Source organism: Methylobacterium sp. 142-1Y, from assembly GCF_057747795.1.
On record NZ_CM173224.1, the window covers coordinates 6,501,139 to 6,527,774 of the forward strand.

Annotated in this window: 25 protein-coding genes; 13 read left to right on the forward strand and 12 right to left on the reverse strand. The window is 70.7% G+C overall.

The annotated features are described in order from the left end of the window. Positions 1-5 precede the first annotated feature (5 nt). The 6 genes from AC3AOF_RS29890 (at position 6) to AC3AOF_RS29915 (ending at position 6,625) form a co-directional block, all read left to right on the forward strand. Positions 6-821, forward strand: a complete 816-nt coding sequence (locus AC3AOF_RS29890; RefSeq protein WP_488349073.1) for an ABC transporter permease — start codon at positions 6-8, stop codon at positions 819-821. A 3-nt stretch (positions 822-824) separates the two neighbouring features. Next, positions 825-1,673 (forward strand): ABC transporter ATP-binding protein, encoded by an 849-nt coding sequence (locus AC3AOF_RS29895; protein WP_488347323.1) that lies wholly within the window; start codon positions 825-827, stop codon positions 1,671-1,673. Between the two features lie 160 nt (positions 1,674-1,833). Continuing rightward, on the forward strand, positions 1,834-2,943 hold the full coding sequence (locus AC3AOF_RS29900; RefSeq protein WP_488347324.1) for a Ppx/GppA phosphatase family protein: 1,110 nt from the start codon (positions 1,834-1,836) through the stop codon (positions 2,941-2,943). A 110-nt stretch (positions 2,944-3,053) separates the two neighbouring features. Beyond that, positions 3,054-3,824, forward strand: a complete 771-nt coding sequence (locus AC3AOF_RS29905; RefSeq protein ID WP_488347325.1) for an RlmE family RNA methyltransferase — start codon at positions 3,054-3,056, stop codon at positions 3,822-3,824. Then, on the forward strand, positions 3,821-4,123 hold the full coding sequence (locus tag AC3AOF_RS29910) for a hypothetical protein (RefSeq protein ID WP_488347326.1): 303 nt from the start codon (positions 3,821-3,823) through the stop codon (positions 4,121-4,123). The genes AC3AOF_RS29905 and AC3AOF_RS29910 overlap by 4 nt, the downstream gene beginning before the upstream one ends. 450 nt (positions 4,124-4,573) lie before the next feature. Next, the gene (locus AC3AOF_RS29915) at positions 4,574-6,625 is read left to right on the forward strand and encodes a methyl-accepting chemotaxis protein (protein WP_488347327.1); all 2,052 of its coding nucleotides are present in this window, start codon (positions 4,574-4,576) and stop codon (positions 6,623-6,625) included. A gap of 265 nt (positions 6,626-6,890) precedes the next feature. Here AC3AOF_RS29915 and recQ read toward each other — a convergent pair whose 3' ends face one another. Then, entirely contained in the window at positions 6,891-8,741 is a 1,851-nt protein-coding gene (gene recQ / locus AC3AOF_RS29920; protein WP_488347328.1) for a DNA helicase RecQ, read from the reverse strand. A 94-nt stretch (positions 8,742-8,835) separates the two neighbouring features. Here recQ and AC3AOF_RS29925 point away from each other — a divergent pair, with 94 nt between their 5' ends. After that, positions 8,836-9,078, forward strand: coding sequence for a type II toxin-antitoxin system VapB family antitoxin (locus AC3AOF_RS29925; RefSeq protein WP_488347329.1), 243 nt, complete (start codon positions 8,836-8,838; stop codon positions 9,076-9,078). After that, the gene (locus AC3AOF_RS29930) at positions 9,078-9,473 is read left to right on the forward strand and encodes a type II toxin-antitoxin system VapC family toxin (protein WP_488347330.1); all 396 of its coding nucleotides are present in this window, start codon (positions 9,078-9,080) and stop codon (positions 9,471-9,473) included. Before AC3AOF_RS29925 ends, AC3AOF_RS29930 begins: the two co-directional genes overlap by 1 nt. On the opposite strand, the gene recF is transcribed toward AC3AOF_RS29930, so the two are convergent. The 6 genes from recF to queE all read right to left on the reverse strand — a co-directional run bounded on the left by recF (position 9,474) and on the right by queE (position 16,478). Then, positions 9,474-10,628 (reverse strand): DNA replication/repair protein RecF, encoded by a 1,155-nt coding sequence (recF, locus tag AC3AOF_RS29935; protein WP_488347331.1) that lies wholly within the window; start codon positions 10,626-10,628, stop codon positions 9,474-9,476. 270 nt (positions 10,629-10,898) lie between these two features. Beyond that, a complete protein-coding gene (dnaN, locus tag AC3AOF_RS29940; protein ID WP_236987461.1) occupies positions 10,899-12,020 on the reverse strand; it encodes a DNA polymerase III subunit beta in 1,122 nt (373 codons plus the stop codon). Between the two features lie 177 nt (positions 12,021-12,197). After that, positions 12,198-13,700: a chromosomal replication initiator protein DnaA gene (gene dnaA / locus AC3AOF_RS29945; protein ID WP_236987460.1), complete on the reverse strand. Its 1,503-nt coding sequence runs from the start codon at positions 13,698-13,700 to the stop codon at positions 12,198-12,200. A 501-nt stretch (positions 13,701-14,201) separates the two neighbouring features. Beyond that, positions 14,202-14,882, reverse strand: a complete 681-nt coding sequence (locus AC3AOF_RS29950; RefSeq protein WP_236992610.1) for a nucleotidyltransferase family protein — start codon at positions 14,880-14,882, stop codon at positions 14,202-14,204. A 527-nt stretch (positions 14,883-15,409) separates the two neighbouring features. After that, a complete protein-coding gene (gene queD / locus AC3AOF_RS29955; RefSeq protein ID WP_060849121.1) occupies positions 15,410-15,766 on the reverse strand; it encodes a 6-carboxytetrahydropterin synthase QueD in 357 nt (118 codons plus the stop codon). A 79-nt stretch (positions 15,767-15,845) separates the two neighbouring features. Continuing rightward, positions 15,846-16,478, reverse strand: coding sequence for a 7-carboxy-7-deazaguanine synthase (gene queE / locus AC3AOF_RS29960; protein WP_236992944.1), 633 nt, complete (start codon positions 16,476-16,478; stop codon positions 15,846-15,848). 381 nt (positions 16,479-16,859) lie between these two features. Here queE and AC3AOF_RS29965 point away from each other — a divergent pair, with 381 nt between their 5' ends. The 4 genes from AC3AOF_RS29965 (at position 16,860) to AC3AOF_RS29980 (ending at position 21,380) form a co-directional block, all read left to right on the forward strand. Beyond that, positions 16,860-18,368 carry a D-alanyl-D-alanine carboxypeptidase family protein gene (locus AC3AOF_RS29965; RefSeq protein WP_236992609.1) on the forward strand — a complete coding sequence of 503 codons (1,509 nt, stop codon included), beginning with the start codon at positions 16,860-16,862 and terminating at the stop codon, positions 18,366-18,368. A 4-nt stretch (positions 18,369-18,372) separates the two neighbouring features. Further along, positions 18,373-19,152, forward strand: coding sequence for a hypothetical protein (locus tag AC3AOF_RS29970; protein ID WP_236992608.1), 780 nt, complete (start codon positions 18,373-18,375; stop codon positions 19,150-19,152). A 54-nt stretch (positions 19,153-19,206) separates the two neighbouring features. Beyond that, the gene (locus AC3AOF_RS29975; protein WP_488347332.1) at positions 19,207-20,298 is read left to right on the forward strand and encodes a CobW family GTP-binding protein; all 1,092 of its coding nucleotides are present in this window, start codon (positions 19,207-19,209) and stop codon (positions 20,296-20,298) included. A gap of 119 nt (positions 20,299-20,417) precedes the next feature. Beyond that, positions 20,418-21,380 carry a GNAT family N-acetyltransferase gene (locus AC3AOF_RS29980; protein ID WP_488347333.1) on the forward strand — a complete coding sequence of 321 codons (963 nt, stop codon included), beginning with the start codon at positions 20,418-20,420 and terminating at the stop codon, positions 21,378-21,380. Between the two features lie 24 nt (positions 21,381-21,404). Here AC3AOF_RS29980 and AC3AOF_RS29985 read toward each other — a convergent pair whose 3' ends face one another. The 5 genes from AC3AOF_RS29985 to AC3AOF_RS30005 form a co-directional block, all read right to left on the reverse strand. Next, on the reverse strand, positions 21,405-21,734 hold the full coding sequence (locus AC3AOF_RS29985; RefSeq protein WP_488347334.1) for an HPr family phosphocarrier protein: 330 nt from the start codon (positions 21,732-21,734) through the stop codon (positions 21,405-21,407). 182 nt (positions 21,735-21,916) lie between these two features. Further along, complete coding sequence (locus AC3AOF_RS29990) at positions 21,917-22,318, reverse strand: PTS sugar transporter subunit IIA (RefSeq protein WP_012330218.1); 402 nt, start codon at positions 22,316-22,318, stop codon at positions 21,917-21,919. Positions 22,319-22,406: 88 nt separating this feature from the next. Next, a complete protein-coding gene (locus AC3AOF_RS29995) occupies positions 22,407-22,856 on the reverse strand; it encodes an HPr kinase/phosphorylase (RefSeq protein ID WP_236992604.1) in 450 nt (149 codons plus the stop codon). A gap of 3 nt (positions 22,857-22,859) precedes the next feature. Beyond that, positions 22,860-24,608, reverse strand: coding sequence for a stimulus-sensing domain-containing protein (locus tag AC3AOF_RS30000; protein ID WP_488349074.1), 1,749 nt, complete (start codon positions 24,606-24,608; stop codon positions 22,860-22,862). A gap of 151 nt (positions 24,609-24,759) precedes the next feature. Beyond that, on the reverse strand, positions 24,760-25,476 hold the full coding sequence (locus AC3AOF_RS30005) for a response regulator transcription factor (protein WP_236992603.1): 717 nt from the start codon (positions 25,474-25,476) through the stop codon (positions 24,760-24,762). Between the two features lie 314 nt (positions 25,477-25,790). Between AC3AOF_RS30005 and AC3AOF_RS30010 the strand changes: the two genes are divergently transcribed. Then, entirely contained in the window at positions 25,791-26,570 is a 780-nt protein-coding gene (locus AC3AOF_RS30010) for a HugZ family pyridoxamine 5'-phosphate oxidase (RefSeq protein ID WP_236992602.1), read from the forward strand. Positions 26,571-26,636: the final 66 nt, after the last annotated feature.

Genomic DNA, 26,636 nt, shown 5'->3' on the forward strand with positions numbered 1-26,636 from the left:
CCGTCATCGTGAACCGCCTCTCCGCCTTCCGCGGCGCATTTCTGCCGGTCGGGCTGCTGATCCTCTGGGAGATCGCCAGCCGGGCCGGCCTGTTCTCCGCCGTGGTGCTGCCGCCGCCGAGCGCGGTGGCCTCGCGCTGGGTCGCCAGCCTCGTCCCGGCCCTGCCCTACGATCCCGCCAGCCAGAGCTACGCCGCGTGGCTGGTCTCGGGCGAGCTGCCGCATGACGCGGTGGCGAGCCTCGGCCGGGTGATCGCGGGCTTCGCCATCGGCGTCGGCCTCGCTCTGCCGGTCGGCCTGCTGATGGGCACGAGCGACCGGCTCTACGGCCTCGTCAATCCGCTCCTGCAGATCCTGCGGCCGATCCCGCCGATCGCCTACATCCCGCTCGCCATCGTGTGGTTCGGCCTCGGCAACCCGCCGGCCCTGTTCCTGATCGCGCTCGGCACCTTCTTCCCGGTCCTCGTCAACACGGTGGCGGGGGTGCGACAGGTCGATTCGATCTACATCCGGGCCGCGCGCAACCTGGGCGCCAATTCCTGGACGATGTTCCGGAGGGTGATCCTGCCGGCGGCGAGCCCCTTCGTGCTCGCCGGCATGCGGATCGGCATCGGCACCGCCTTCATCGTGGTGATCGTCGCCGAGATGATCGCGGTCTCGGACGGGCTCGGCTACCGGATCCTGGAGGCGCGCGAATACATGTGGTCGGACAAGATCATCGGCGGCATGCTGACGATCGGCATCCTCGGCCTCGTCATCGACGGCGCGATGTCGCGCCTCAACGACCACCTGCTGCGCTGGCATCGCGGCCTGGAGCGCTGACCCATGACCGCGACCGCAACGCTCCGCACGTCGGAGCCCGCCGCCCGGCCCGGCCCGGGCGCCGCCGAGATCACGATCGCGCACGCCTCGAAGGTGTTCGGCACCGGCGAGGGCGCCGTGGTGGCGCTCGAGGACGTCACCGCGGCGATCCCGAGCGGGCAGTTCGTCTGCCTGCTCGGGCCGTCGGGCTGCGGCAAGTCCACGCTCCTCAACGCCATCGCGGGCTTCTCGCCGCTCACCGCGGGCGAGATCCGCATGAACGGGGACAGGATCGTCGATCCGGGCCCGGACCGGGGCATGGTCTTCCAGGAATACGCGCTGTTTCCCTGGATGAGCGTGGAGCAGAACATCCGCTTCGGCCTCGACATCAAGGGCGTGGCGCGCGGGCAGGCCGACAGGGTCGTCGCCGGCATCGCCCAGAAGCTCGGCCTGTCCGACTTCCTCGGCCGCTTTCCGAAGGACCTGTCGGGCGGCATGCGCCAGCGCGTCGCGATCGCCCGCATCCTGGCCCTCGACCCGCCGGTGATGCTGATGGACGAGCCGTTCGGCGCCCTCGACGCGCTGACCCGGCGCACGCTCCAGGACGAGCTGCTGCGGATCTGGGCCGAGTACCGCAAGACCATCGTGTTCGTGACCCACTCGATCGAGGAGGCGATCTACCTCGCCGACCGCATCGTCGTGCTCACCTACCGCCCGGGCCGGATGAAGCGCGACCTGATCGTGCCGCTGCCCCGCCCGCGCGACACGGCGTCGAGCGAGTTCAACGCCTTGAAGCGCGAACTCGCCGGGCTGGTGATGGAGGAGCAGCAGCGCTTCACGCAGGCCGAACTGACCGGAACGGCGGTCGATTGACCGGCGATCCGGGTCCTCTGGTCCGAACCGTCACGGCGAGTTGGCGGGCCGCGCGGCACGATCGCTGCTTTGCGTTCCGCCCGGAGCCACGTAAGCTCCCCATCATGTGATGGACTTTCGCCCCGCCAGGGGGCGACCATGAAGGATATCGGCATCGCCGATGAGGGATGAGACGGTCGTCTCCGTGCCGGCGCGCGCCGCGGAGTACGCCGAGACAGCGCGCGCGACCGCGCCTCCGCCTCGCGTGGCGGAGGATCATGGCCCACGCCGGAGCGAGCGCCGCGCCTACGCGGCGCTCGATCTCGGCACCAACAATTGCCGGCTCCTGATCGCCGAGCCGGCACCCTACGGGTTCCGGGTGATCGATGCCTTCTCGCGCATCGTGCGCCTCGGCGAAGGCTTGGGGAGCACCGACCGCCTGAGCGACGACGCCATCGACCGCACCGTCGATGCGCTGGCGGTGTGCTTGGGGAAAATGCGCTCCCGCGGCGTGGTGCGGTCGAAGTCGATCGCCACCGCGGCCTGCCGGCTCGCGGTGAACGGCCAGGCCTTCGTCGAGCGCGTCCACCGCGAGGTCGGCCTCGACCTCGAAGTGGTGGACCGGCGCACGGAAGCCTATCTCGCCGTCACCGGCTGCGCCGCGCTCGCCGACCGGCACGCCGAATCGGTGGTGATCTTCGATATCGGCGGCGGCTCGACCGAGATCGTCTGGCTCGACGGCTCGGCGGCGCTCGCCCGCAGCGCCGACCCGACCTTGCGCATCCGCGCCTGGGACTCCCTCCCCGTGGGCGTGGTCACCCTGGCCGAGCGCTATGGCGGGGCCGACGTGACCCGTCCGGTCTTCGAGGGCATGGTCGAGGAGGTCGCCGACCGCCTGACCAAGTTCGCGCTGATCGCGGGTGCTGCGGCCCATGCGCCGAACTTCCACCTGCTCGGCACCTCCGGCACGGTGACGACCCTGGCCGCCACCCACCTGCGCCTGCCGCGCTACGACCGGCGCCGCATCGACGGCTTGTGGATGCGCGACCGCGAGGTCACCGAGGCGATCGACGGCCTTCTCGCCACGCGGCTGTCGGACCGGGCGCAGAACCCGTGCATCGGCCGCGACCGGGCCGACCTGGTGCTTGCCGGCTGCGCCATCCTGGAGGCGATCCGCCGCGCCTTCCCGTCGGAGCGCCTGCGCATCGCCGATCGCGGCCTGCGCGAGGGCCTCCTGATGAACATGATGCGCGAGGACGGCGTCTGGCGCCGGGGCGTGCGGCCGGGCTGACGACCGCTCCGGGCTTGCGCCGGCTTGCTTTTAAGAAGCGGGCTTGCGCCCACAGGCCCGGGGCGTCATTGACCTTGAACGATTTTTTCGATCATCGAAGGTCACGGGATATGAGCGATCGTCGCGGCGGCGGCCTCCGGGGCGACCTGAAGCAGCGGGTCAAGACCGGGCGCGGGCGCACGGTCTCCTCCAAGCTCTGGCTCGAACGCCAGCTCAACGACCCCTACGTGGCCCGCGCCCGGCGCGAGGGCTACCGCTCGCGGGCGGCCTTCAAGCTGATGGAGATCGACGACCGCTTCCGGCTGCTGCGGCCGGGCCAGCGGGTGGTCGATCTCGGCGCGGCGCCGGGCGGCTGGTCGCAGATCGCCGCCGCCAAGGTCGGCAGCCATCCGGGCGCCCCGATGCCGCGGGGCCGGGTGGTCGGCATCGACCTTCTCGAGATCGAGCCGATGCCCGGCGTCGACTTCGTCACCCTCGACTTCCTCGACCCGACCGCGCCGGGGCTCCTCACCGAGATGCTGGGGGGACCTGCCGACGTCGTGATGTCCGACATGGCCGCCAACGCCACCGGCCACAAGAAGACCGACCACCTGCGCATCATGGGGCTCGCCGAGACGGCCCTGGCGTTTGCCCGCGAGATCCTGGCGCCGGGCGGCACCTACCTCGCCAAGGTGCTCCAGGGCGGCACCGAGGGCGGCCTGCTCACCGACCTGAAGCGCGATTTTGCGAGCGTGCGCCACGTCAAGCCGGCGGCGAGCCGGGCCGATTCGAGCGAGCTCTACGTGCTGGCGACCGGCTATCGCGGCGCCGAGGCGACCGACGGGCCGTATCGCGAGACCGACGAAAGCGGCGAGGAGGACGAGGCGGGCTGGCGGCCGTGACCCCGGCAGCGGCGATCGACCGCGCCCGGACGCTCCTTCTGGCGGAGGGCTTTTCGGAAGTCGGGCAGGGGACGCGGGGCGAGAGCTTCTACTTCGGCCTGCCCGGTGCCGAAGGGCAGTTGCGGGTGGCCAATCATGCCCGCACGCCGAAGCAGCGGCTCAAGCATCCGGAGGTGGTGGCGAGTCTCGTCGTCGCCGGGCCGTTGTCGGAGACGGCGTTGCGGGAGCGACTGTACGCGACCCTGCGGGACTTTCGGGCGCGTCGGAAGAAGCCGCCGATGGCGATCGGACCATCCTGACGTCTGTGAGGCGAATGCGGTTTATCTTGTCCCGATAAGGAGCTCGGTGGCTTGATGCCCCGAGCCTGCGTCGACCAACGGTCGTTCGCCGACCAAGCAGTCACGGCCCGGGAACTTGCATCGACCTGGGACCGACAAACGGCGGAGGCTCCCCCCACGGGGATCGATTTAGACTTCAGCGCCTTCGATGTCCTGGCAGACGCGGTGGTGGAGCGTCCGGTCGGATTCGTGAGGGCGAGCTGAACGCGCCGCAATACGCGAGTATCTCAGCCTCTTGCCGGGGAACTCCCTGCATCCCAAGCCCCTGCATCCACGTGGGAAGCGACGCAGCGTTCGCGTTCATTTAAGAGAGTATTATTCAAAATTCCGTAGATTTCAGCGTCTGACCAAAATCGATTCGTGGCGGAAATCACGATGTCTGTCAAAAAAATCCTACTCGCTCTGATGTCCATGATCGCCGCGACGGCCCTCGGCCTCGCTGGAGAGAGGCTGCTGACGAGCTACGCGCTCCAGGCCGTTGCGGGGCGGGTCACCCAGGACTCCACGATCAACCGCAATCTGTTCGCGAGTCTCGTGGGCGTCCGAGTCGAGTGGGGCCACGGACTGAACGCCCTGGTGATGGAGCCGGAGGCCGGCCTCTGGCAGCGGCAGATCTCCGTGGGGGCCCGCGCCGCACTCGATCAGGCCTTCACGGCCGCCGCAAACGCCTTGGCCGGCTTGCCGGATGCGGATCTCGCCGGCAAGGGCCGCGAACTGAAGGCAACGCTCGACGCGTGGACCGGCCTGCGGCCCGAGATCGACCGGGACTACGCCAAGCCGCTCGCCGAGCGGGACAAGACCCTCGTCAAGCGGGGCGGCGAGCTGTCCGGCCGCGTCATCGCCCAGCTCGAAGCGGCGTCCGACGCGGTGACGGCGCGGATCCAGCGCGACGAGCCGAGCATGGGCGTGCCTCTGAACGCCCAGGCCGTCGCGTGGCAGGTCCGCATGATGACGAGCCGCTTGGGCTCGACCTTCAGCCTGCTCGTGCTGGCGGACCGCCCGCCGACGCCCGCCGAGATCCGGGACCTGACCCAGCTCGACCTGCAGACCGAGCTGGGCTGGAGCATCGTCGGCCGCCTGGTCGCGTCCGGCGCCATCGGCGACACGGTCCGGAAGGCCCATGCCCGCGCCACCGCAGCCTATTTCGGTGGAGCGATGGCGGCGATGCGCAAGGACGTCCTCGCGGCCCTTGTCGAGGGACGTCGGCCATCGGTCTCGAAGCTGGAGTGGGATAAGACCATCTTCGCCGGCCGCAACACCATCACCGATATGACCATGGCCATCATGGACGACGTCGTTCGCCAGACTGAAGATCGGGCGGCCGAGGCGAAACGGATGTTCGTGACCCATGGTGTCGTCGCCCTGTTGGTCGCCGCGATGCTGGCGGTGGCGATCGTCGTCATTCAGTGGCGCGTGGTGGGCGGCATCACCCGGCTGGCGGCGGCGATGCAGCGCCTCTCGTCAGGCGAGACCGACACGGCCATTCCGGGCGTCGTGCGACGCGACGAGATCGGCGCCATGGCCGCCGCCGTGCAGGTGTTCAAGGATGGGCTGATCCATACCCGGGAGCTGGAGGAGGAGACGGCGCTCGCCCGTGCGTCGGCCGAGGAGCAGCGCCGGGCCGGCATGCGCCAGATGGCCGACGCCTTCGAGCGAGCGGTCGGCGGCATCGTCAGCCAGGTTTCGGCCTCCGCCACCGAGCTGCACGCCACTGCCCGGACCTTGACCGCCACCGCAACGCAGACCGCCGCGCAATCGACCACCGTGGCGGCTGCGGCCGAAGAAGCCTCCTCGAATGTCGGCACCGTCGCGGCGGCGGCCGAGGAACTCGGCGCCTCTGTCCAGGAGATCGGCCGCCAGGTCGATGGCTCGGCCCGACTGGCGCGGGCCGCCGTCACCGAGGCCGGGCAGACCGCCCATCAGGTCCGTGCGCTCACGGAAGCGACGGCCCGCATCGGCGACGTGGTTGGGCTGATCTCGTCGATCGCCGCCCAGACCAACCTCCTGGCGCTCAATGCCACCATCGAGGCGGCACGCGCGGGCGCGGCGGGCCGGGGTTTCGCGGTGGTCGCCGCGGAGGTCAAGGAGCTCGCCGGGCAGACCGCGAAGGCCACCGAGGAAATCACGACCCAGATCGCGGCGATCCAGGCCTCGACGGGCCAGGCGGCCGGCGCGATCGGTCAGATCACGGTGCGGATCGAGGAGCTCTCGGACGTTGCGACCTCGATCGCGGCGGCGGTGGAGGAGCAGGGCGCGGCGACCCAGGAGATCGTCCGCAACATCTCTCAAGCGGCTGCGGGCGCCGGGGAGGTGACGAGCAATATCGCCGGAGTGGCGCAGGCCTCTGAGGAGGCGGGCGCCGCGGCGAGCCAAGTACTATCGGCGGCATCCGAGCTCTCCCGGCAGTCGGAACAGCTTGGCACCGAAGTCGATCGCTTCCTCGCCACCGTACGCGCAGCGTGATCGAGAAAAATCGGTAGCGGATTACCGCTACCGATTCAGGATGTGGAAGGTCCGCCGCTGGACGGAGGTGAAGGCTCTGCCAATCCACAGCGCGCGGTCACCCCGCACGACAACCTCGGCTGCAAGGAAAATATACGTTTGCCGACCAGAGGAGCCGTCAACCACGCAGCGCATCGACCACCGCCGTGGAGGAGATGACGGTCAGCACCGGATCCACAGGATGCACGGGAACGCAGCGTGACCGGGGGGCCGCGGCAAACCCCGCTCACCCCGCCCGCTTCGCCGCATCCGCCAGAAACTCCGCCACCGCCTCGACGAAAGGCTGCCCGTAGGCATCCCGCTTGCGCTCGCCCACCCCGTGGACCGAGCGCAGGGCCCAGAGGTCGACGGGCTTGGCGCGCGCCATCTCGATCAGGGTGCGATCGGGGAAGATCATGTAGGCGGCGACGCCCTCCTGGCGGGCGAGCGTCGCGCGCAGGCCGCGCAGGTGCTGGAACAGGGCCTCGTCGGCCTCCGACAGGCCGAGGCTGTCGTCGCGGTCGGCGGCGGACCCGCGGCGGCGCTCCTTCGGGGCCTTCGGCTCGGGATCGGGGCGCAACTGCACCGGCTCGCGGCCGAACAGGATCGCCTCGCCCTTGTCGGTGAGCGACAGGCCGCCATAGCCGTCGCCGTTCTCGGCAACAGCGCCCGCCGCGAAGAGCTGGCGCAGGATCGCCCGCCAGGCCGCCACCGGCTTGTCGGAGCCGACCCCGAAGGTCTTGAGCTGGACGTGGCCGTTGCGGCGGATCTGCTCGCTCTCCTTGCCGTGGACGAGATCGCAGATATAGGCCGCGCCGAAGCGCTGGCCGGTGCGGACCACCGCCGAGAGCACCTTCTGGGCCGCCACCGTGCCGTCGATGAGCGAGACGCCGCCGCGGCACAGGTCGCAGCGGCCGCAAGGAGCGCTCTGCTCGCCGAAATAGCCGAGCAGCGACTGACGCCGGCAGGTCGCGCCCTCGCACAAAGCGATCATCGCCTCGAGCTTGCGGCGCTCGACCCGGCGGCGGTCGTCGGGCACCTCCTTCTCGTCGATCTGGCGCCGGCGGAGCGCCATGTCGTCGAGGCCGTAGAGGGTGAGGGTGTCGGCCGGCAGCCCGTCGCGGCCGGCGCGGCCGATCTCCTGGTAGTAGCTCTCGATGGTCGAGGGCATGTCGGCGTGGCAGACGTAGCGCACGTCCGGCTTGTTGATGCCCATGCCGAAGGCGATGGTCGCCACCACCACGACGCCGTCCTCCTGCAGGAAGGTGTCCTGGTTGCGCATCCGCACGCTCTGTTCGAGGCCGGCATGGTAGGCCAGCGCGTTGAAGCCGTCCTGTTGCAGGATCTCGGCGATCTGCTCGGTGCGCTTGCGGGACGAGCAGTAGATGATGCCGCTCTCGGCCTTGCGCGGACGCAGGAAGCGCGAGAGCTGGCGCGTCGGGTGCTCCTTCGGCGCGAAGGTCAGGCGGATGTTCGGTCGGTCGAAGGAGTGGACGAACAACTCCGGCTTGCGGCCGCGGGGAAACAGCCGCTCGGAGATGTCGGCCCGGGTCGCGGCATCCGCCGTCGCGGTCAGCGCCACGGTCTGCACGTCGCCGAGCGCCTCGCGGGCGCGGGCGAGGTCGCGGTATTCGGGCCGGAAGTCGTGGCCCCATTGCGAGACGCAATGCGCCTCGTCGACGGCGAGCCGCCGGACGCCGGCCCCCTGCAACGCCTCGATCAGGCCTTCCATCAGGAGCCGCTCGGGCGAGACGAAGAGCAGGCGCAAGCTGCCCTGGCGGATGCCGCGCCAGGTCTCGCGGGCGCTCGATTCCGACACCGACGAGTTGAGGGTGCCGGCCGCGACGCCGAAGGCCTCCATCTGCTTCACCTGGTCGTGCATCAGCGCGATCAGGGGCGAGACGACGACGGTCAGCGACTCCTCCACCAGGGCGGGAAGCTGGTAGGTCATCGACTTGCCCGAACCCGTCGGCATCACCGCGAAGACGTCGCGCCCGTCGAGCACGGCGCCGATCACCTCGGCCTGGCCGGGACGAAAATCCTCGTAGCCGAAGGTTTTGCGAAGGGCGGCGCGGGCCTCGTCGAGGCGGTCTGTCATCGGGGTTCTGCGGGCTCGTTGCGGGCGGCGAGGGATTGGCTTGCGGGTGCTTCGGATCGACGATAGCACTTCCTCGCCGACGCGGGACGCCACCATGACGCTCGACATTCGCGATGAGGACGTGGACCGCCTCGCCGAGACGCTGGCATCGATGGCGGGACTCAGCAAGACCGAAGCGGTTCGTATGGCGTTGGCCAACGAACTGCAACGGCGCGAACAGTCGCTGGCCGAGTTCTGGGCCCGCATCAAGCCGATCCAGGACGCGATCGCGGCCACTCCGTCCACCGGGCTGAAGGCCGACAAGGCCTTCTACGACGAACTGAGCGGCCAGCCCTGATGTTCGTCGATGCCTCGGCGCTCGTCGCCATCCTGGCGCAGGAGCCGGGCTACCTCCGGATCGGGGAGCGCCTGCACGCCGCGTCCTCCCGGTCGACGAGCGGGCTTGCCGTCTTCGAGGCGGTGATGGCGATCGCGCGCTTGAAGACGCTGACGATCGCGGCGGCCGAAGCCCATGTGCGGGACTTCCTGCAAGCGGCCGCCATCGCGGTCGTGCCGATCGCCGATGCGGAGGCACGGGAGGCGCTTGCGGCTTTCGCGCGCTTCGGCAAGGGCCAGGGGCACCCGGCCCAGCTCAACATGGGCGATTGCTTCGCTTATGCCTGCGCGCGGACGCGCAAGGCCGAGCTGCTCTTCGTCGGCAACGACTTCAGCAGGACCGACATCGTCCCATAATCATGGCGCCGCGACGCGGATCGCGCCCTCCGCCACCTGCACCATATCCGCCCGCCCGCCCAGCTCCCCGAACAGCACCGGATCGGCCCCGGTCATCCAGACCTGCCCCGGGAGCGCTTCGAGCGCGTCGAACAGCCCGGCGCGGCGGCGCGGGTCGAGATGGGCGGCGACCTCGTCGAGGAGGACCAGGGGGGCCAATCCGCTCATCCCGGTGACGAGGCGGGCATGGGCCAGCACCAGGCCGATCAGCAGGGCCTTCTGCTCGCCGGTCGAGGCGGTGGCGGCAGGCACGTCCTTGGGGCCGTGGCGGACCACGAGGTCGGAGGCCTGGGGGCCGGCGAGCGTCCGGCCGGCGGCGCGGTCGCGAAACCGGTTCTGGCGCAAGGTCGCGCGGTAGCGGTCCTCGGCATCGACCGCCGGCCAGACCGCCACGAGGTCGTCGATGTCGCCCTCCAGCCGCACCCCGGCCCAGGGGAAGGGCGAGGCCTCGTCGCGGGTCGACAGGATCAGGCTGTCGAGCCGTTCCACGGTCTCGCGGCGGGCGAGCGCCACCGCGACGGCGAGCTCCGCCACCTCGCGCTCGATCGCGTCGAGCCAGGGCCCGTCGTCGGGCCGCTCCTCCAGGAGGCGGTTGCGCGAGCGCAAGGCCCGCTCCATGGCGTTGACCCGGGCGCCGTGGCCGGCATCGACCGCCAGCACCAGCCGGTCGAGGAAGCGGCGCCGGTCGCCGGCCGGCCCGCGAAACAGCGCGTCGAGATCGGGGGTGAGCCAGACCACCCGCACCTGCTCGGCGAAGGCCGTGGGGGAGGGCGCGGTGGCGCCGTCGATGCGGCAGAGCCGGCCGCCGCGCTCCTCGCGGCCCCGCGGCGGCTCCCAGGCGGTGCCGATGCGGTGGTCGCCGTTGGGGCCCTCCAGCGTCAGCGACACCGCGAAGCCGCCGGCCCCGCCCTCGCGCGCCATCCCGGAAAAATCCGCCCGGCGCAGGCCCCGTCCGGGGGCGAACAGCGACAGCGCCTCCAGGATGTTGGTCTTGCCGGCCCCGTTCTCCCCCACCAGCGCGACGAAGCGGCGCCCGACCGCGAGGTCGAGATCGGCATGGTTGCGGAAGTCGCGGGCGATCAGCCGGGTGACGCGCAAGGGATCGGGCTCGGTCATCCCCGGGCCATATCACAGGTCGTCGCGGGAGCCGGCGATAGCGCTATTTTTTCCGAAAATCCTGTTCCATCCGCGACCTCATCCTGAGGTGCCGGGCGATCGAAGATCGCTTGGCCTCGAAGGAGGGTTCCAGGGATCACGGAGGCTTCTGGAGCCCTCCTTCGAGGTCAGTCGATTTTCAATCGACTGACACCTCAGGATGAGGTTGCGGGTAGGAGAAAGACGACTCTGCTGTGCAATCAGGACGTTCGAGGGCGGGCAATCCCGTCCTCACACCCGCATCGGCATCAGCACGTAGAGCGCCGGCGCGCCCTCGCGGTCCTGGATCACCGTCGGCGAGCCCGGATCGGCGAGGCGGAACAGGGCGGTGTCGCCGTCGAGCTGGGCCGTGATGTCGAGGAGGTAGCGGGCGTTGAAGCCGATATCGAGAGGGCCGGATTCGTAATCGACATCCAGCTCCTCGGTCGCCGAGCCCGAATCCGGGTTGTTGACCGAGAGCGACAGGCGCCCGTCGGTCATGGCGAGCTTCACTGCGCGGCCGCGCTCGGACGAGATGGTCGAGACGCGGTCGACCGCCTTGGCGAACTGGTCGCGCTCGACCGTCAGGCGCTTGTCGTTGCCGGTCGGGATGACGCGGGCGTAGTCCGGGAAGGTGCCGTCGATCAGCTTCGAGATCAGGGTGACGCCCGACGAGAAGCTGAACCGCACCTTGGCGGACGAGATCTCGACGCCGACGGTCTCGCCGCCATCCTCGACGAGCTTCTGGATCTCGGCCACGGCCTTGCGCGGCACGATGATGCCCGGCATGCCGCCGCTGCCCTCCGGCGCCTCCATCTGGACGCGGGCGAGGCGGTGGCCGTCGGTGGCGACCGCCCGCAGCTTGAGCGAGCCTTCCGCCTCGATGGTGTGGAAGAAGATGCCGTTGAGGTAGTAGCGCGTCTCCTCGGTCGAGATCGCGAACTGGGTCTTGTCGATCAGGCGCTTGAGATCGGCGGCCGGCAGCTCGAAGGAATGCGGCAGCTCGCCGGCGGCGAGATCGGGGAAATCGGCCTCCGGCAGGGCGCCGAGGGTGAAGCGCGAGCGGCCCGAACGGATCAGCATCTGGCCGGTCTCGCCGCTGGTCTCGAGGGAGACCTGGGCGCCGTCGGGCAGCTTTCGGACGATGTCGTAGATGACGTGGGCCGGCACCGTGATGGCGCCGCCATCGACCACGTCGGCGGGGATCGTCTCGGTCACCTCGATGTCGAGGTCGGTGGCTTTCAGCTGGAGGCCGTCCGGCCCCGAGCGCAGCAGCACGTTCGACAGGATCGGGATCGTGTTGCGCCGCTCCACGACGCGGTGCACGTGGCCGAGCGACCGAAGAAGGGCCGCGCGCTCGACGGTGACTTTCATCAGGGTGATCCGTGTCTCGAACGACCGACCGTTCAAGGCCGGCAACCGCACTCGTTGCCCCGTGCACGCACGGGACGGGAACTTTGGCGAAGGCGCTCCCCGAACGCAAGCCGGCGGGGGAGGCTCATCCACGAGCCTCCCCCGCGCGCATCCAGGAGGGTTATCGATTTCGAGGCGTTAGTCCTGAAGCATCCGCTTCAGCAGCTCGACCTCGTCGCAGAGCGCCGTGTCCTCGCCGATCGCCTTCTCGATCTTGCGCACCGCGTGGAGCACCGTGGTGTGGTCGCGCCCGCCGAAGCGCCGGCCGATCTCCGGCAGGGAGCGGAGCGTCAGCACCTTCGAGAGGTACATCGCGATCTGGCGCGGCTTGACCACCGCCGCGGTGCGGCGCTCGGAGAGGATGTCGGAGCGCGAGACGTTGTAGCGGCTCGCCACCAGCTTCTGGATGTCCTCGATCTTGACCCGCTTCGGCTCGCGGTTCTTCACGAGGTCGCGGATCGCCGTCTCGGCGGTGTCGAGGGTGACGGGCGCGCCGGTCAGCGTCGCGTGGGCCAAGAGCCGGTTGACCGCGCCTTCGAGGTCACGACCGTTGGCGGTGATGGCCTTCGCGACGTATTCGGCGACCGCGGGACCGACCTCGAAGGCCGGGTGCGAGGCGCGCACCGCCTCCAGGCGCGATTGCAGGATCGAGGCGCGCAGGGCCTCGTCGAGGGTGCCGATCTCGACCACCAGGCCGCCGGCCAGGCGCGAGCGGACCCGCTCGTCGAGGGCCTCCAGTTCCGTCGGCGGCCGGTCGGCCGCCACCACCACCTGGCGCCCTGCATCGATGAGGGCGTTGAGGGTGTGGCCGAACTCGGCCTGGATCGAGCGGCCCTGGATGAACTGCACGTCGTCGAGGATCAGGACGTCGATCGCCCGCAGCTTTTCCTTGAAGGCCAGCGCGCTCTGGGTCTTCAGGGCATTGACGAAGCCGTACATGAAGCGGTCGGCGGTGAGGTAGATCACCCGACGGCCGGCATTCTTCACCGCGTGGCCGATGCCGTGGAGGAGGTGGGTCTTGCCCAGACCCACGCCGGCATGGAAGTAGAGCGGGTTGTAGAGCGCGGGACCGCCGTCGTGGCGGGCGACCCGCTCGGCGGCGGCGTGCGCGAGCGCGTTCGAGCGGCCGACCACGAAGCTCTCGAAGGTCAGGCGCGCATCGAGCGGAGCGCCGCCGAGATCGCCCTCGGGGGCGGCACCGCGGGCGGCGCGCTCGGGCTCGGGCATCTCGACGACCGGGCTCGGGCTCGCGGCCGGGCGCGGGCTCGGGGCGGGCTTCGTCAGCGCGGCGGCGCCCGGACGGGCCGGCGCCATCGCGCCGCGCACCCCGACCTCCAGGCTCTCGATGCCGTCGGCCTCGCTGCGGAAGGTGGCCAGCACCCGGTCGATGTAGTGCGACTCGATCCAGCTCTTGAGGAACCGGGTCGGGACGGTGAGGCGGGCGACGCCGCCGGTGACGTCCTGCAATTCGAGCCGGGCGAACCAGCTCGCGAACACGTCCTCGCCGAGTTCCGCCCGCAGGCGGCGCTTCACCCGTTGCCAGGCTCCCGCGATCTCGGCGGCTGCGACCTCGCGGCCGTCGTCGCCGTTGCCGCCACGGCCGGAACCGACCCCTTCCGCCAAGCTGCCGTCCACACGCATGACTGGTCCCTTCTCGGCCCGGTGGCGGCTGCCCGCTCCCGGTCCGTACGCAGATACGCTTGCCGCCCCGGCCCCGAACGCGGGGATGGGCGGCCGGGTCGCAGGCCCGGGAAGTCAACTCCCTCCCGGCCTTTGTCCCCTTGGTTCGTCCCGGTCTATCAACAACTGGTCTCGTTTCTCTTAAAGACCCCCGGGCCCCAATTCCGCGAGGCGCCGCCGAGGCTTGGCGGCACGGTGCGGCGATCCCGCGGGTGTTGCGCCGCGGTGTGGGCCGGTTGCGTCGATCGAGAGCGGGACGAGACCCGCGCGAGCGGCGGGCATGGACAAAAACTAGGCTGTCCGGGGGACTTTTCGCAACAGGAACGATCGGCGGCAAGGTGAACCGATCGTTACACCGGTCCTTCGCCCACGCCCGGTCCACAGCCTGTCCGGCGGCAACGTGCTGGAATCGTGACCGTTTCGTTGATGGGCCCGTTGGCCCTGCGAAAGACCTGTACGAACTCAAGGACTTGTCGAGAGCGGGGAGGGCGCCGGGGACAGGCCGGTGGAAACCGCTGCCGTGTCCTGCACGCACTTGACAGGCGCGTCCGCCGTCCCAGGCCAGGGGATCACCGTCAGTTCGGGCCACAGCGCCCGGGCCCGCTCCGCCTTGGCGGCGTAGGCCGGCCCGTTGGCGATGGCCGGGTTGGGGCGCAGGACCATCCCGAACAGGTCGGAAAGGCCGAACGGCGCGGCGATCGAGAGCGTGTCGTCCGGCTCGAGCCGCATTCCGACCGCGTGGACCACGGCCGCATAGCGGGACAAGGCCGCGTCGGCGCTCGGCAGGGGAGGGTAGGGGGCCCCGAAGCGACGCTCGAACCAGAGATGGACCCGGGCCTGGTTGCGGATCTCGACCGGGCCGACGCAATCCGCGAGAACCGGGGCCGCGCGGCGAAGCACCGCGTCCTCGGCCTCCCAGGACAGGTCGGCATCGTCGAAGTAAATCAGGTCGTAGTCGCGGATGCCGTGCCCGCGCGGCCGGCCGGTCAGGACGTTCCAGACCGTCTGGTAGAGGCAGCCAGCGACGAGGCGCCATTGCGGCAGGGCGAGGGAGCGGGCCTTCGCCAGAAGCGCCATCAGGTCGGGGTCGGCCCGGACGATGGCGGCGAGACGGTGTCGGTGCTCCGCTTCGTCAGGAGTCATACGAATTCCGCTTGATTCGTTCGAAAAAGTAAAGCGCGCCTCCCCTCTCCCGTGTGGGCTAGCGGATTCACACTTCTCCTCTGAATGCTAACCCATTGAAATTAAGCGCGCTTCCCCTCCCCCTTGTGGGGAGGGGCTAGGGGTGGGGGTGGTGCAGAAGGCACCGCTGCGCTCTATCCGGCACCACCCCCACCTCCAGCTCCTCCCCACAAGCTTGAGCGATCTCGGGCAAGCCCGAGATCGCCTGGGGAGGAGAGGCGCGCGACCTTCACCGGAGAAGCTCTCGAACCGAGAAGTGTGAACACACTAGCCCGTGTGGGAGAGGGGCCTGGGGATCGAAGATCCCGCGTGAGGGTGGCTCGGCTTCCGTGTAAAGCTGTGACCGTCGTGCTGGCAGCGGAACGGTTCAGTCTTCTTGCGGTACCGTCTCCACCCTGCGCGATCTTCGATCGCCCCTACCCCTCTCCCACACGGGAGAGGGGATCCCGCGCTTTATTGTTTCCAAAATAGATCAAGCGCAAGCTGTATCACGCCCCGGTATATTCCGCCCACGACATCGGCGTCTCGAACACCTTGACCGAGGACAGGAGCGGCAGGGCCGGCCGCGTCTTCTCCCAGATCCAGACCGCGATGTGCTCGGCGGTCGGGTTCTCGAGGCCCGGCACCTCGTTGAGGCAGTAATGGTCGAGGCGTTCGAGCACCGGCCCGAACGCGGCCTCGACGTCGAAGAAATCCACCACCCAGCCGGTCTCCGGATCGACCGGCCCGTCGAGGGTCAGTTCCACCCGGTAGGAATGGCCGTGCATGCGGTGGCAGCGATGGGTCGCGGGCACGTTGGGCAGCCGGTGGGCCGCCTCGAACGTGAAGGCCTGGGTGATCTTCATCTGTGGTCGCGTCTGGGGATGAATGTGTGCCGCCCCTTAGCACCGTTGGTCCGGCAGGCGAAATCACCCGCGGCCGGACTTACGGGATGCCGATCAGCTTGTGGGTCTGGAGGCTCAGGCGCCAGCGGGCGTCGCGCAGGCAATGGGCCACCGCGGCCTCGGTATTGCCGATCCGGTCGGGCCCGTCCATCGGCTGGAGCCAGAGGTGGCGGAAATCGAGTTCGGCGAGCGCGTCCGGGTCGAGCTCGGCCTGCGGATAGACGAGCTTCAACTCGTCGCCGCTTGTGAGGCGCAACGGCGCCCCGGCCTTGGGGCTGACGCAGATCCAGTCGATCCCGGGCGGCGGCTCCTGCGTGCCGTTGGTTTCCACCGCCGCCTCGAAGCCCCGGGCATGGACGGCAGCGAGAAGCGCCGCGTCGAGCTGCAACAGCGGCTCGCCGCCGGTGAACACCACGTAGCGCCGGCCCCGCGCCCCGTTCCAGGTCCGCTCGATCGCCTCGGCCAGCGCCTCCGCGTCGGGAAACCGGCCGCCGCCGATGCCGTCGGTGCCGATGAAGTCGGTGTCGCAGAAGCGGCAGACGGCTTGCGCGCGATCGGCCTCGCGCCCGCTCCACAGGTTGCAGCCGGCAAAGCGGCAGAACACCGAGGCGCGCCCGGCCTGGGCGCCCTCGCCCTGGAGGGTGTGAAAGATCTCCTTGACGGCGTAGCTCATGATGTCGATCGTCGGGCGCCGCCGGGTGGCGGCGCGCACGTTGCTCCATGTGGTTCTTGCGGCCATCCTGCCGTGTCAGATGGGAGCCGCGCCGGCAAGCCCACCGGATGCAGGCCTCCCGCGCAAGGTCGGGTGCCCTTTGGCCCCTGTGGACGGCCCTGTGGGCGGGCACGGGATGGCAGCGCCGCCATGCTCCCGCCACGGATGGTCGGTTCATGGGGGTGTCGCGCGGCGCTGTCAAAAGCTTCGCCTTTGCCTTACATTGATGGTCGGTCCGCCGTGCGGTGCCCGGGGCGGCGTGACCGGACGGCCTTCTTCTCAAGGCCGGACGGTCGCGGGAGGCGCTGCAGGGCGGCACCGGCACGACGGGGACCCATCGGAATGTTCACAGCTGCGCTGCTGCCGCGCCTCGCCGGACGCCTCTTCGGCCTCGGCGCCCTCGTGGCCGCCGGATCCTTGGCTGCCGGGACGGCGGGGGCGGTCACCGCGCCGATGCTGGTCGTCGACGTCGATTCCGGCAAGGTGATCTACAGCCAGGGCGCCACCGACCCCTGGTACCCGGCCTCGATCACCAAGCTGATGACGACCTACGTCGCCCTCGACATGGTGCGCCAGGGCCGCGCCTCGATGGACCAGCTCCTCACCATCTCGGAGGCCGCCGCGGCCGAGCCGCCCTCCAAGATGGGCTTCAAGCCCGGCACCCAGCTCACCCTCGACAACGCCCTCAAGATCATCATGGTGAAGTCGGCCAACGACGTCGCCTGGGCGATCGGCGAGAATCTCGGCGGCTCGATCGACGGCTTCGCCGCCCAGATGAACGAGACCGCGCAGCGCCTCGGCATGCGCGAGAGCCACTGGTACAATCCCAACGGCCTGCCCGACGCGCGGCAATGGACCTCGGCCCGGGACATGGCGGTCCTCGGCCGCGCCCTGCTGCGCGACTTTCCCGAGAACCGCGACCTGTTCTCGATCTCGGCGATCCAGTTCGGCCGCGCGGTGATGCCGAACCACAACGGCCTGCTCGGCCGCTATGCCGGCGTCGACGGGATGAAGACCGGCTTCATCTGCGCGGGCGGCTTCAACGTGGTGGCGACCGCCAACCGCAACGGCCGGCGCATCCTCACCGTGGTGATGGGCCAGGCGAGCGCCCGCGAGCGCGACCTGAAGACCGCCGACCTGTTCGATTACGGCTTCGGCCAGTCGGGGTTCAGCTTCGGCGGCCAGACGCTCAACGACCTGCCGGTCTCGTCGATCGCGGCCCCGCCGGACATGCGGCCCTATATCTGCGACAAGCGCCGGCCGATGCCGGCCGACTCGGATTCCTCCGCGGTGACCGCGGGTGCGGCCGCCGGCGGCAATGCCGACAACGCCAACGCGCAGCTGATGGCGGCCGGCGCGCCGCCCTCCTCGGCGCTCGCCTTCGCCACCATGAACAGCGCGGCCCTGCGCAACCGCGCCCTGCCGCCCCGGGCGCCGCTGCAGCCGGTGCTGGTCTGGACCGGCCGCGACCCGGCCGAGAGTGCCATCGCGGCGAACGACGACGCGCCGGCCAAGCCCATCACCGCCAAGCCAGCGCGGGTGAAGCTGGCCAAGCCCGTGCCGCAAAAGCCCGCCCCGAGCCGCAGCATCGCGGCGACCGGCGCCACCGTGCCGCAGCCCAAGCTGCTGGCCCGCCACAAGGGCGCGACGCCGGCCGCGGCCTCCGCCTTCGCCTCCACCGGCCCGGCCACCGCGGTGATCGCCGAGCCGAAGGGGCACAAGGCGGCGGTGACGCCCGCGGCGAAGCCGGCCGGCAAGGCGCCGAAGCCTGCGGCGAAGCCCGCACAGAAGGCCGAGGCCAAGCCCGCGGCGAAGCCGGCCGTGAAGTCGGCGCGCAAGAAGGACGATTGAGCCGGTGGCCGATGCGGCGCCGGTCTTCTGCCCGGACGGTGCCCTGGCCTACGACCGCAGCCGCACCGTGTTCGTGCCGGGGCGGGGGCTCGCCCTCGACGAATCCTACCGCCTCGCGCACCTGCCCCTGGTGGCGCCCGATCATCCGGGCGTGATCCCTACGCGGGAGAATCGGTACTACACGCGCGGCCGCCATCCCCGGGTCGTCTCGCTGGTGCTGCCGGTGCCGCAGGCGCATCTCGCCGCCGCCCCGGCCCATGCCGCCCTGGAGCGGGATCTGCGGGCCGCACCCTTCGCGCACAAGATCGCCTGGGAGGTCGCCGCACGCCGGGCCGACCGCCTGCACGCGACCCTGTGCGGTTCCCTCGCGGTCGGGCCCGAGGCGGTGCCGGTGCTGACGCCCGCGCAGCAGGCGGCGTTGGCCGCCCTCGGCCCGGTCACGGTCGAGCTACGCGGCCTGTTCTCGGGCAACATCAACCTCGGCCGGCTCTACCTGCGGGTCTATCCCGAATGCCGGGACGGGATCGACGTGCTGGCGGAGATCCAGCGGATCATGGGCCGGCCGGCGAGCGGGCTCTACCTCGTCGGTCTGCACGCCCTGACCGACGACCTCGACCCGGCGGAGGCCGCGTTCCTCGCCGAGATGATCGATCGTTGGTGGGACCGGCCGGTCCTGCGCCTCACGGTCGATGCGCTGTGGCTGCTCTGGGCCACCGACGATCAGGTCCTCGATGGCGGCGTGCTGGCGCAGGTTCCGCTCACCGGTCCGACGAGCCGGGATTGACGTTCGGCAGCCGGATGCGCAGTTCGCGGTGAATAGTCCGACGAGACCGCCCGCATGACCGACACCCCAGGCCGCCCGGCCCCGATCCCGCTCACGCTCCTCACCGGCTTCCTCGGAGCCGGGAAGACCACCCTGCTCAACCGGCTTCTCCAGGCGCCCGAGCTCGCCGACACGGTGGTGATCGTCAACGAGTTCGGCGAGGTCGGGCTCGATCACCTGCTGATCGAGACGGTGGACGAGGGGATGATCCTGCTCGGGGCCGGCTGCCTGTGCTGCACGGTGCGTGGCGACCTGATCGCCACCCTGGAGGACCTGCTGCGTAAGCGCGACAACGGGCGGATCCAGCCGTTCCGCCGGGTGGTGATCGAGACCACCGGCCTCGCCGATCCGGCGCCGATCCTGCACGCGCTGCTCTATCATCCCTACGTGGCGATGCGGTACGCGCTCCAGGGCGTCGTCACGGTGGTCGACGCGGTCAACGGCGACGGCACCCTCGACGCGCACCCGGAGGCCCTGCGCCAGGTCGCGGTGGCGGACCGGCTGGTGGTGACCAAGGCCGATCTCGCCGACGGGCGGGACGAGGCCCTGCGCGCGCGCCTGCACCGGATCAACCCGGGCGCCGCGATCCTGGCGCCGGACGCCCCGGCTGACGCGCTGCTCGGCGGGTTGTTCGACCCCGACGGCAAGGTGGCGGACGTGCGGGCCTGGCTCGGCGCGGAGGACCATCATCATCACCATCACGGCCACGATCATCACCACCACGACGTCAACCGGCACGATGCGGCGATCCGGGCCTTCCACCTGGTGAGCGACGCGCCGGTGCCGCGCGCGGCGTTCGAGATGTTCCTCGACCTGCTGCGTTCCGCCCACGGCCCGAAGCTCCTGCGCCTGAAGGGGCTGGTGGCGCTCGCCGACGATCCGAACCGGCCGGTGGTGGTGCACGGGGTGCAGCACGTCGTCCATACGCCCGCGACCTTGCCGGCCTGGCCCGACGGCGATACCCGCTCGCGGCTGGTCCTGATCGTGCGCGACCTCGATCCCGCCTTCGTGCGCCGGCTGTGGGACGCCTTCCTGGGCCGGCCGGCGGTCGATGCGCCCGACGCCGCGGCGCTGACCGGCAACCCGCTGGCGATCCCGGGCGGCTGATCCCGGCGAGGTCGGTCCCGCAACGGATCGGCACGCCGCTTGAACCGCGTCGCCCGGCGCGGCCGTAGGGGCCGTGTTCCTGTCCCGTTATGGGACGGATGACCCGGAGCGAGGCTGCGATGAGCACTCCCTTCACGCTGATCGAGGGCGGTCTGACGGGCGCAGTGAGCCTGCGGGCGGAGCTGCGCCATCCCTCCTCGCTGCGCGAGCCCGAGGTGGAGGCCTGGCGCAGCCTGATGGCCCGCGCCCTCGAGCCGAGCGTCTACGCCGATCCGGACTTCACCCTGACGGTGGCGCAGCACCTCGCCGACGGCCGGACCCTGGCACTGCTGCTGGTCTGGCAGGACGGCCTGCGCACGCCGACCTTACGCGGCGTGCTGCCGCTGCGGCTGCCGGCGCGCCAGGGCCTGGCCGGCCGCGCTCGGCTCTGGCGCCTGCCGCTCGCCGGCACTGCCGAGGCGGCGATTGATGCCGGCCACGCCGCTTCGGTGCTGCGCACCGCCCTCGACCATCTGCGGCTGTCGCGCTTGCGCCTCGTCGACCTGCACTGGCCGGACCTGCGGCCGGATTCGGGCCTCGCGGTCGCCCTCGGCGAGGCTGCGGGCGGTACGGGGCGCCGCCTGGCGGTCGCGGACCAGGCCGAGGCGCCGGCGCCCGAAACGGCTCCCCTGACCCTGCCGGCCGGGCGGACCTCGCTGGAGCGGGTGCGGGACCCGGCGCGCCTGCGCGACGCCGTCGAGCATTTTCTGGTGCTGGATGCCCGGCGCGGCCCCGACAGCCTGCTCGCCGACCCCGCGACCGCCACCGCCTTCCGGGTGGTGACACGGCGCTTCGCCCATCGCGGCCAAGCCTGCGTCGATCTGGTGCGGCGGGATGGGGAGGTGGTGGCGGCGGCCGTCCACCTCGCGACCGGACGGCACGACACGATCTGGCGCCAGGCTGGCCTCTGCCTGGCGCAAGCGCCGGCCCTCGCGCCGGCACCCGCCCGCATCGAGGCCCTGGTCACGATCGAGGCGTCGGGCGTCGCCCGTCGGACGCCGCAGCCCAGAACCCTGCGCCGCCTGATGCGCCTGCGGGCCTGACGGGTCCCGGCGAGCGGGGAAGGCCTACTCGTCCTCGCCGAAGCGGTTGGCGAGGAGGGCGGTGATCGCCTCCATGCAGAAATCCTGGTCGGGCCCGAGCGCCGTGACCCGGATGCTGGTGCCCTGCGCGGCCCCGAGGGTGAGCAGGCCCATGATCGAGCGCCCGCCCACCGTCTCGCCGCCCCGGCTCACCGTGACCTCCGAGCCGAATTTCTCCACCGTCTGCACGAACTTGGCGGAGGCCCGGGCGTGCAGGCCGCGGCGGTTGATGATCGGCAGGTCGCGGGCGCTCGCGCCCTCGGGAACCGGCGGCAACTCGCCGTCGGCATCGTCTGTGTCGGCAAAGGGCGTCATGGGTCGGGGCACCTGCTCGGATCCGGTGGGACGGGTTGTCGCCCGTCGTCCGGGTCTCGCGCGCGTTGTCGGGAAGCGTCCGGTCACGGTAACCGGGCTTCCGCAGAAAGCTAGAGCGGATGACGCGGGAATCGAGGGTACGGCCCCTCGGCCGTCCTGCCGGCGATCCTGCGGTGCAGGGCCTACTTGCCGGCGAGCACCCGCGAGGCGACGTTGATGTACTTGCGCCCCGCTTCCTGGGCGTGGAGCACCGCCTCGCCCAGGGATTCCTCGTCGCGCACGCTGGCGAGCTTGATCAGCATCGGCAGGTTGATGCCGGCGACCACCTCGACCGAGCCGCCGTTCATGCAGGAGAGGGCGAGGTTCGAGGGCGTGCCCCCGAACATGTCGGTCAGCACGACGACGCCCTCGCCGGTATTCACCCGGCACACCGCCGACATGATGTCCTTGCGACGGACCTCCATGTCGTCCTCGGGGCCGATGGTGATCGTCTCGAGCTGCTCTTGCGGCCCCACGACGTGCTCCAGCGCGGCTTTGAATTCCGTCGCGAGCAGGCCGTGGGTGACGAGCACCATTCCAATCATCGACACGAGTTCCGACGCCCCGTTGGAGCCGAGCCGCCATTTTGTGCAGCGCAAAGGCGAGCGCAAGAGCAATGCGGCGAAATCCGCATCAATCGGTCATCATCATGACACGGAGGCGGCGCCAACGCCACAACACCGTTGCGGCCCGGCCGGGGTCCGGCGGCAGGATCGTTCTGGGAAGCGCCACCCCCCGGAGAAGAACCGTCTCGTCGGCGGCCTCGGGCATCCGCGGGGCCGCCTCGGCGAGGTCGACGACGAGCCGCAGGATCGCCGAAGGCACCGTGGCGTCAACGGGTTGCAGGCCCAGCCCGCGGATCTCCAGGAGGCCGGCCAGCGCCGGGTGCGGGGCGGCGACGAGACGACCGTGCCGCGGCGTCAGGGTCACGCGGTCGTCTCCCACCAGGGCAGCGAAGACGCCCGAGATAGCGCCGAGCCCGATCAGGTCACGGACCAGGGTCGATTTGCCGCTCCCCGCCGGTCCCCGGATCAGGACCCCATCCTCGCCGAGCACGACGCAGCTGGCGTGGACGGCCCCCATCCCTCAACGGCTCTGGGCCGGGATGCGGACGATGAAGCGGGCGCCGAGCAAGGCCGGCTCGCCGTCTTCGCCCAAGGCCCCGAGGCGGTTCTCGGCCCGGATCGTGCCGCGATGGGCCTGGACGATCTGGCGCGAGATCGAGAGGCCCAGCCCCGAATTCTGCCCGAAGCCTTGTTCCGGCCGGTCGGTGTAGAAGCGCTCGAAGATCCGCTCCAGGGCGTGGGGCGGGATGCCCGGCCCGTCATCCTCGACGGTCAGCTCGACGGCGTTGCGCCGCCGCCGCAGGGCCACCCGGACGCTCGCGCCCTTGGGCGAGAACGAGCGGGCATTGTCGAGGAGGTTGTTGACCACCTGGCCGAGCCGGCTGTCGTGGCCGAGGATCGCGAACGGGTCGTCGGTGCCGGAGGGCGCCGGCTCGACGGTGAGGTCGATCGATGCGTCGCTCCGGCGCCGGCGCTCGTTGGCCACCGACACCACCGTGGTGATGAGCTTCTTCAGATCGACGCGGCCCGCCTCGGCCCGGGCCAGCTCGGCATCGAGGCGCGAGGCGTCGGCGATGTCGCTGATCAGCCGGTCGAGGCGCTTCACGTCGTGCTGGATCACCTGCATCAGCCGGCCGCGGGACTCGTCGGTCTTGGCGAGCGGCAGGGTCTCGACGGCGCTGCGCAGCGAGGTGAGCGGGTTCTTCAACTCGTGCGAGACGTCCGCGGCGAAGTTCTCGATCGCGTCGAGGCGGCGGTAGAGCGCCTGGGTCATGTCGCGGAGCGCACCCGAGAGATGGCCGATCTCGTCGGTGCGCCGGGTGAAGTCGGGGATCTCCTGGCGCGACTTGATGCCGGTGCGGACCCGCTCGGCGGCCTCCGCCAGCCGCCCGACCGGGCCGACGATCTGGCCGGCGACCAGCATCGACAGCACCACCATCACGAGCGCCGCGATGATGAAGACCTGCAGCAGCGAGAAGCGCTCGGCTGCGATGATCTTGTCGATGTCGCCTTCCTGGGTCGAGAGCAGCAGGGCGCCCCGCACGGTGCGGCCGCGCTGGATCGGCACCGCCACCGACACGATGGTCTCGCCTGGGCCGTTGCGGCGCACCAGCGTGCCGCGGGCACCGGCGAGCGCGCGCTGTACCTCCGGCAGGGTGCGCCCGTCCGCCGGGCCCGGCTCGTCGGCCGACGAGGGCCGGCCGAGGCCCGGGATGTGCGTCCGCACGGCGTTCCAGGCCTGCTCGATCAGGCTTGGACGCTCCTTGTGGGCCGGCGGCGGCTCGCGGCTGAGATCGCCCCTTATGTAGAGGCCGCGCGAATCGATCAGCATCGTGCCGTCGCGGTCGTAGACCCGGGCGCGGGTGCCGGTCGGCGTGATGAGGCGGCGCAGGAGCGGGGCCACCCGTTCCGGGTTGAGGGAGAATTCGAGACCCGAGGGCGCCTCGTCGCCGAAATTGCCGCCTTCGCCGGCCTGGAGCTGGAGCAGGCGGTCGGGATCGATGGTGATCGCGTCGGTATCGACGGTCGCCGAGGCCGCGATGGCGCCGGCGATGATGTCTCCTTGAGTCAGCAGGCTCTGCACCCGGGCCTCGATCAGGCCCTGGCGGAACTGGTTGAGGTAGAGGAAGCCGATCAGGAGCGCGATCAGCCCGGCGAGGTTCAGGACCACGATGCGCCGGGTCAGGCTCGAGGCGAAGCGCTGCGCGATCCAGCGCCGCACCGTCCGCGGGCCGAACGGCTCGCGCGCGGCCTCGGCGTCGGGGTCAATCTCGCTCGACGGTTTCACGGGTGAGGATTTCACGGGCGAGCCGCCGAAGAAGCGGCCGGTGCCGCCGAGGAGACGGCGCACGGCGCCGCGGGCCGATCCGTCGCTCACGCGATCACATCTCTGGAGTCCGACGATCCGAAGGTCAAGTGTCTTACATTTCCTTGAAGCGGTAGCCGACGCCGTACAGCGTCTCGATCATGTCGAAGCTGTTGTCGGTGACCTTGAACTTCTTGCGCAGGCGCTTGATGTGGCTGTCGATGGTGCGGTCGTCGACATAGACCTGGTCGTCGTAGGCCGCATCCATGAGCGCGTTGCGGCTCTTCACGACGCCGGGGCGCTGGGCCAGCGCCTGGAGGATCAGGAACTCGGTCACGGTCAGCGTCACCGGCTCGCCCTTCCAGGTGCAGGTGTGGCGCTCCGGGTCCATCATCAGCTGGCCGCGCTCCAGGGAGCGCGCCGCCGCGGCCTCCGCCTCCTTGGCCGAGGCGCCGGGCCCCGCCTCCTTGGCGGCGAAGCGGCGGAGCACCGCCTTCACCCGCTCGACCAGGAGACGCTGCGAGAACGGCTTCCGGATGAAGTCGTCGGCGCCCATCTTGAGGCCGAACAACTCGTCGATCTCCTCGTCCTTCGAGGTCAGGAAGATCACCGGCAGGTCGGATTTCTGGCGCAGGCGGCGCAACAGCTCCATCCCGTCCATGCGCGGCATCTTGATGTCGAAGATCGCGAGGTCGGGCGGCGAATGCTTCAGGCCGTCGAGGGCGGAGGCGCCGTCGGTATAGGTCTGAATCCGGTACCCCTCGGTCTCCAGGGCGATCGACACGGAGGTCAGGATGTTGCGGTCGTCATCGACGAGGGCGATGGTCGGCATGGGCATTCCCTGGGGCGCGGGCGTCGCCCGCAGGACATACCGGCCCTGCTGAACGCAACCCGACTGGACCCGGTTCCGGGGTCAATCTCGTGTGTCGCGGCCCCTCCTGCCAATAAAGGCTGGACAGTGGCCGCGACGCCACGATTCTGTCTCCCTTAAGGCCATCCCGCCGAAAAAGCGAGCACCCGTGGCGAGGCCGCCACAGATGGGCCCGGATTTCGGGTCCGCGCGCCGCGGCGTCGCGCGGCCTGGACGGGCCTGCCTGCCATCGCCAAGGTAGATCGCGAGACGCGCGAGGCGAGGGGGGAGACCGCATGGCCGAGGCAGACAGGAAGCAGGCCGCGCCGCTGCCGGCCGCCGAGGCGCCGTTCGACGCGATCGGCCTCGCCAAGTCGCTCCTGCGCAAAATCCGCTCGGGGGCGCTCGCCACCCTGGAGCGGCAAGGGGAGCATGAAGGCGGGGCGCCCTTCGCGTCCCTCGTCACCGTGGCGACGGATGTCGACGGGACGCCGCTCCTGCTGCTGTCGCGCCTCTCGGCCCATACCCTCAACCTGGAGGCCGATCCGCGCTGCTCGCTGCTGCTCTCCCAGGGCGGCAAGGGCGATCCGCTGGCCCATCCGCGCCTGACCGTGACGGGGCGCGCGGAGCGCAGCGCCGAGCCCCGGGCGCGGGCGCGCTTCCTCGCCCGCCACCCGAAGGCCGCGCTCTACGCCGACTTCCCCGACTTCGCGTTCTTCCGGCTGGAGGTCCGGGCCGGGCACCTCAACGGCGGCTTCGCGAAGGCCGCGACGCTCACGGCAGGCGAACTCCTCACCGATCTCACCGGCCTCGAGGCGCTCGCCGAATCCGAGCCCGGCGCCGTCGCCCACATGAACGAGGACCACCTCGACGCCGTCGCGCTCTATGCCACGCAGCTCGCCGGCGAGGAGCCCGGGCCGTGGCGCCTGACCGGGTTCGACCCGGAAGGGCTCGACCTGATGGCCGGCGAGCGCACCGCCCGGGTCCCGTTTCCGGAGCGGCTAGCCGGCCCCGCCGCCTTGCGCCCCACCCTGGTGGCGATGGCCGCGCAGGCGCGGGCCACCCCCGTCCCCTGACACAAAGTCCGGCTTGTCACCGCCGATTCGCGCGAATTCGATTGAACCGCGAAGGTTCGCCACCTA

What these genes read in the sequence shown, in the direction of transcription:
- AC3AOF_RS29895 (WP_488347323.1), top strand. Translation starts at nt 825, where the DNA reads ATGACCGCGACCGCAACGCTCCGCACGTCGGAGCCCGCCGCCCGGCCC.
- AC3AOF_RS29900 (WP_488347324.1), top strand. Translation starts at nt 1,834, where the DNA reads ATGAGGGATGAGACGGTCGTCTCCGTGCCGGCGCGCGCCGCGGAGTAC.
- AC3AOF_RS29905 (WP_488347325.1), top strand. Translation starts at nt 3,054, where the DNA reads ATGAGCGATCGTCGCGGCGGCGGCCTCCGGGGCGACCTGAAGCAGCGG.
- AC3AOF_RS29915 (WP_488347327.1), top strand. Translation starts at nt 4,574, where the DNA reads ATGATCGCCGCGACGGCCCTCGGCCTCGCTGGAGAGAGGCTGCTGACG.
- recQ (WP_488347328.1), bottom strand. Translation starts at nt 8,741, where the DNA reads ATGACAGACCGCCTCGACGAGGCCCGCGCCGCCCTTCGCAAAACCTTC.
- AC3AOF_RS29925 (WP_488347329.1), top strand. Translation starts at nt 8,836, where the DNA reads ATGACGCTCGACATTCGCGATGAGGACGTGGACCGCCTCGCCGAGACG.
- AC3AOF_RS29930 (WP_488347330.1), top strand. Translation starts at nt 9,078, where the DNA reads ATGTTCGTCGATGCCTCGGCGCTCGTCGCCATCCTGGCGCAGGAGCCG.
- recF (WP_488347331.1), bottom strand. Translation starts at nt 10,628, where the DNA reads ATGACCGAGCCCGATCCCTTGCGCGTCACCCGGCTGATCGCCCGCGAC.
- dnaN (WP_236987461.1), bottom strand. Translation starts at nt 12,020, where the DNA reads ATGAAAGTCACCGTCGAGCGCGCGGCCCTTCTTCGGTCGCTCGGCCAC.
- dnaA (WP_236987460.1), bottom strand. Translation starts at nt 13,700, where the DNA reads ATGCGTGTGGACGGCAGCTTGGCGGAAGGGGTCGGTTCCGGCCGTGGC.
- AC3AOF_RS29950 (WP_236992610.1), bottom strand. Translation starts at nt 14,882, where the DNA reads ATGACTCCTGACGAAGCGGAGCACCGACACCGTCTCGCCGCCATCGTC.
- queD (WP_060849121.1), bottom strand. Translation starts at nt 15,766, where the DNA reads ATGAAGATCACCCAGGCCTTCACGTTCGAGGCGGCCCACCGGCTGCCC.
- queE (WP_236992944.1), bottom strand. Translation starts at nt 16,478, where the DNA reads ATGAGCTACGCCGTCAAGGAGATCTTTCACACCCTCCAGGGCGAGGGC.
- AC3AOF_RS29965 (WP_236992609.1), top strand. Translation starts at nt 16,860, where the DNA reads ATGTTCACAGCTGCGCTGCTGCCGCGCCTCGCCGGACGCCTCTTCGGC.
- AC3AOF_RS29975 (WP_488347332.1), top strand. Translation starts at nt 19,207, where the DNA reads ATGACCGACACCCCAGGCCGCCCGGCCCCGATCCCGCTCACGCTCCTC.
- AC3AOF_RS29980 (WP_488347333.1), top strand. Translation starts at nt 20,418, where the DNA reads ATGAGCACTCCCTTCACGCTGATCGAGGGCGGTCTGACGGGCGCAGTG.
- AC3AOF_RS29985 (WP_488347334.1), bottom strand. Translation starts at nt 21,734, where the DNA reads ATGACGCCCTTTGCCGACACAGACGATGCCGACGGCGAGTTGCCGCCG.
- AC3AOF_RS29990 (WP_012330218.1), bottom strand. Translation starts at nt 22,318, where the DNA reads ATGATTGGAATGGTGCTCGTCACCCACGGCCTGCTCGCGACGGAATTC.
- AC3AOF_RS29995 (WP_236992604.1), bottom strand. Translation starts at nt 22,856, where the DNA reads ATGGGGGCCGTCCACGCCAGCTGCGTCGTGCTCGGCGAGGATGGGGTC.
- AC3AOF_RS30005 (WP_236992603.1), bottom strand. Translation starts at nt 25,476, where the DNA reads ATGCCGACCATCGCCCTCGTCGATGACGACCGCAACATCCTGACCTCC.
- AC3AOF_RS30010 (WP_236992602.1), top strand. Translation starts at nt 25,791, where the DNA reads ATGGCCGAGGCAGACAGGAAGCAGGCCGCGCCGCTGCCGGCCGCCGAG.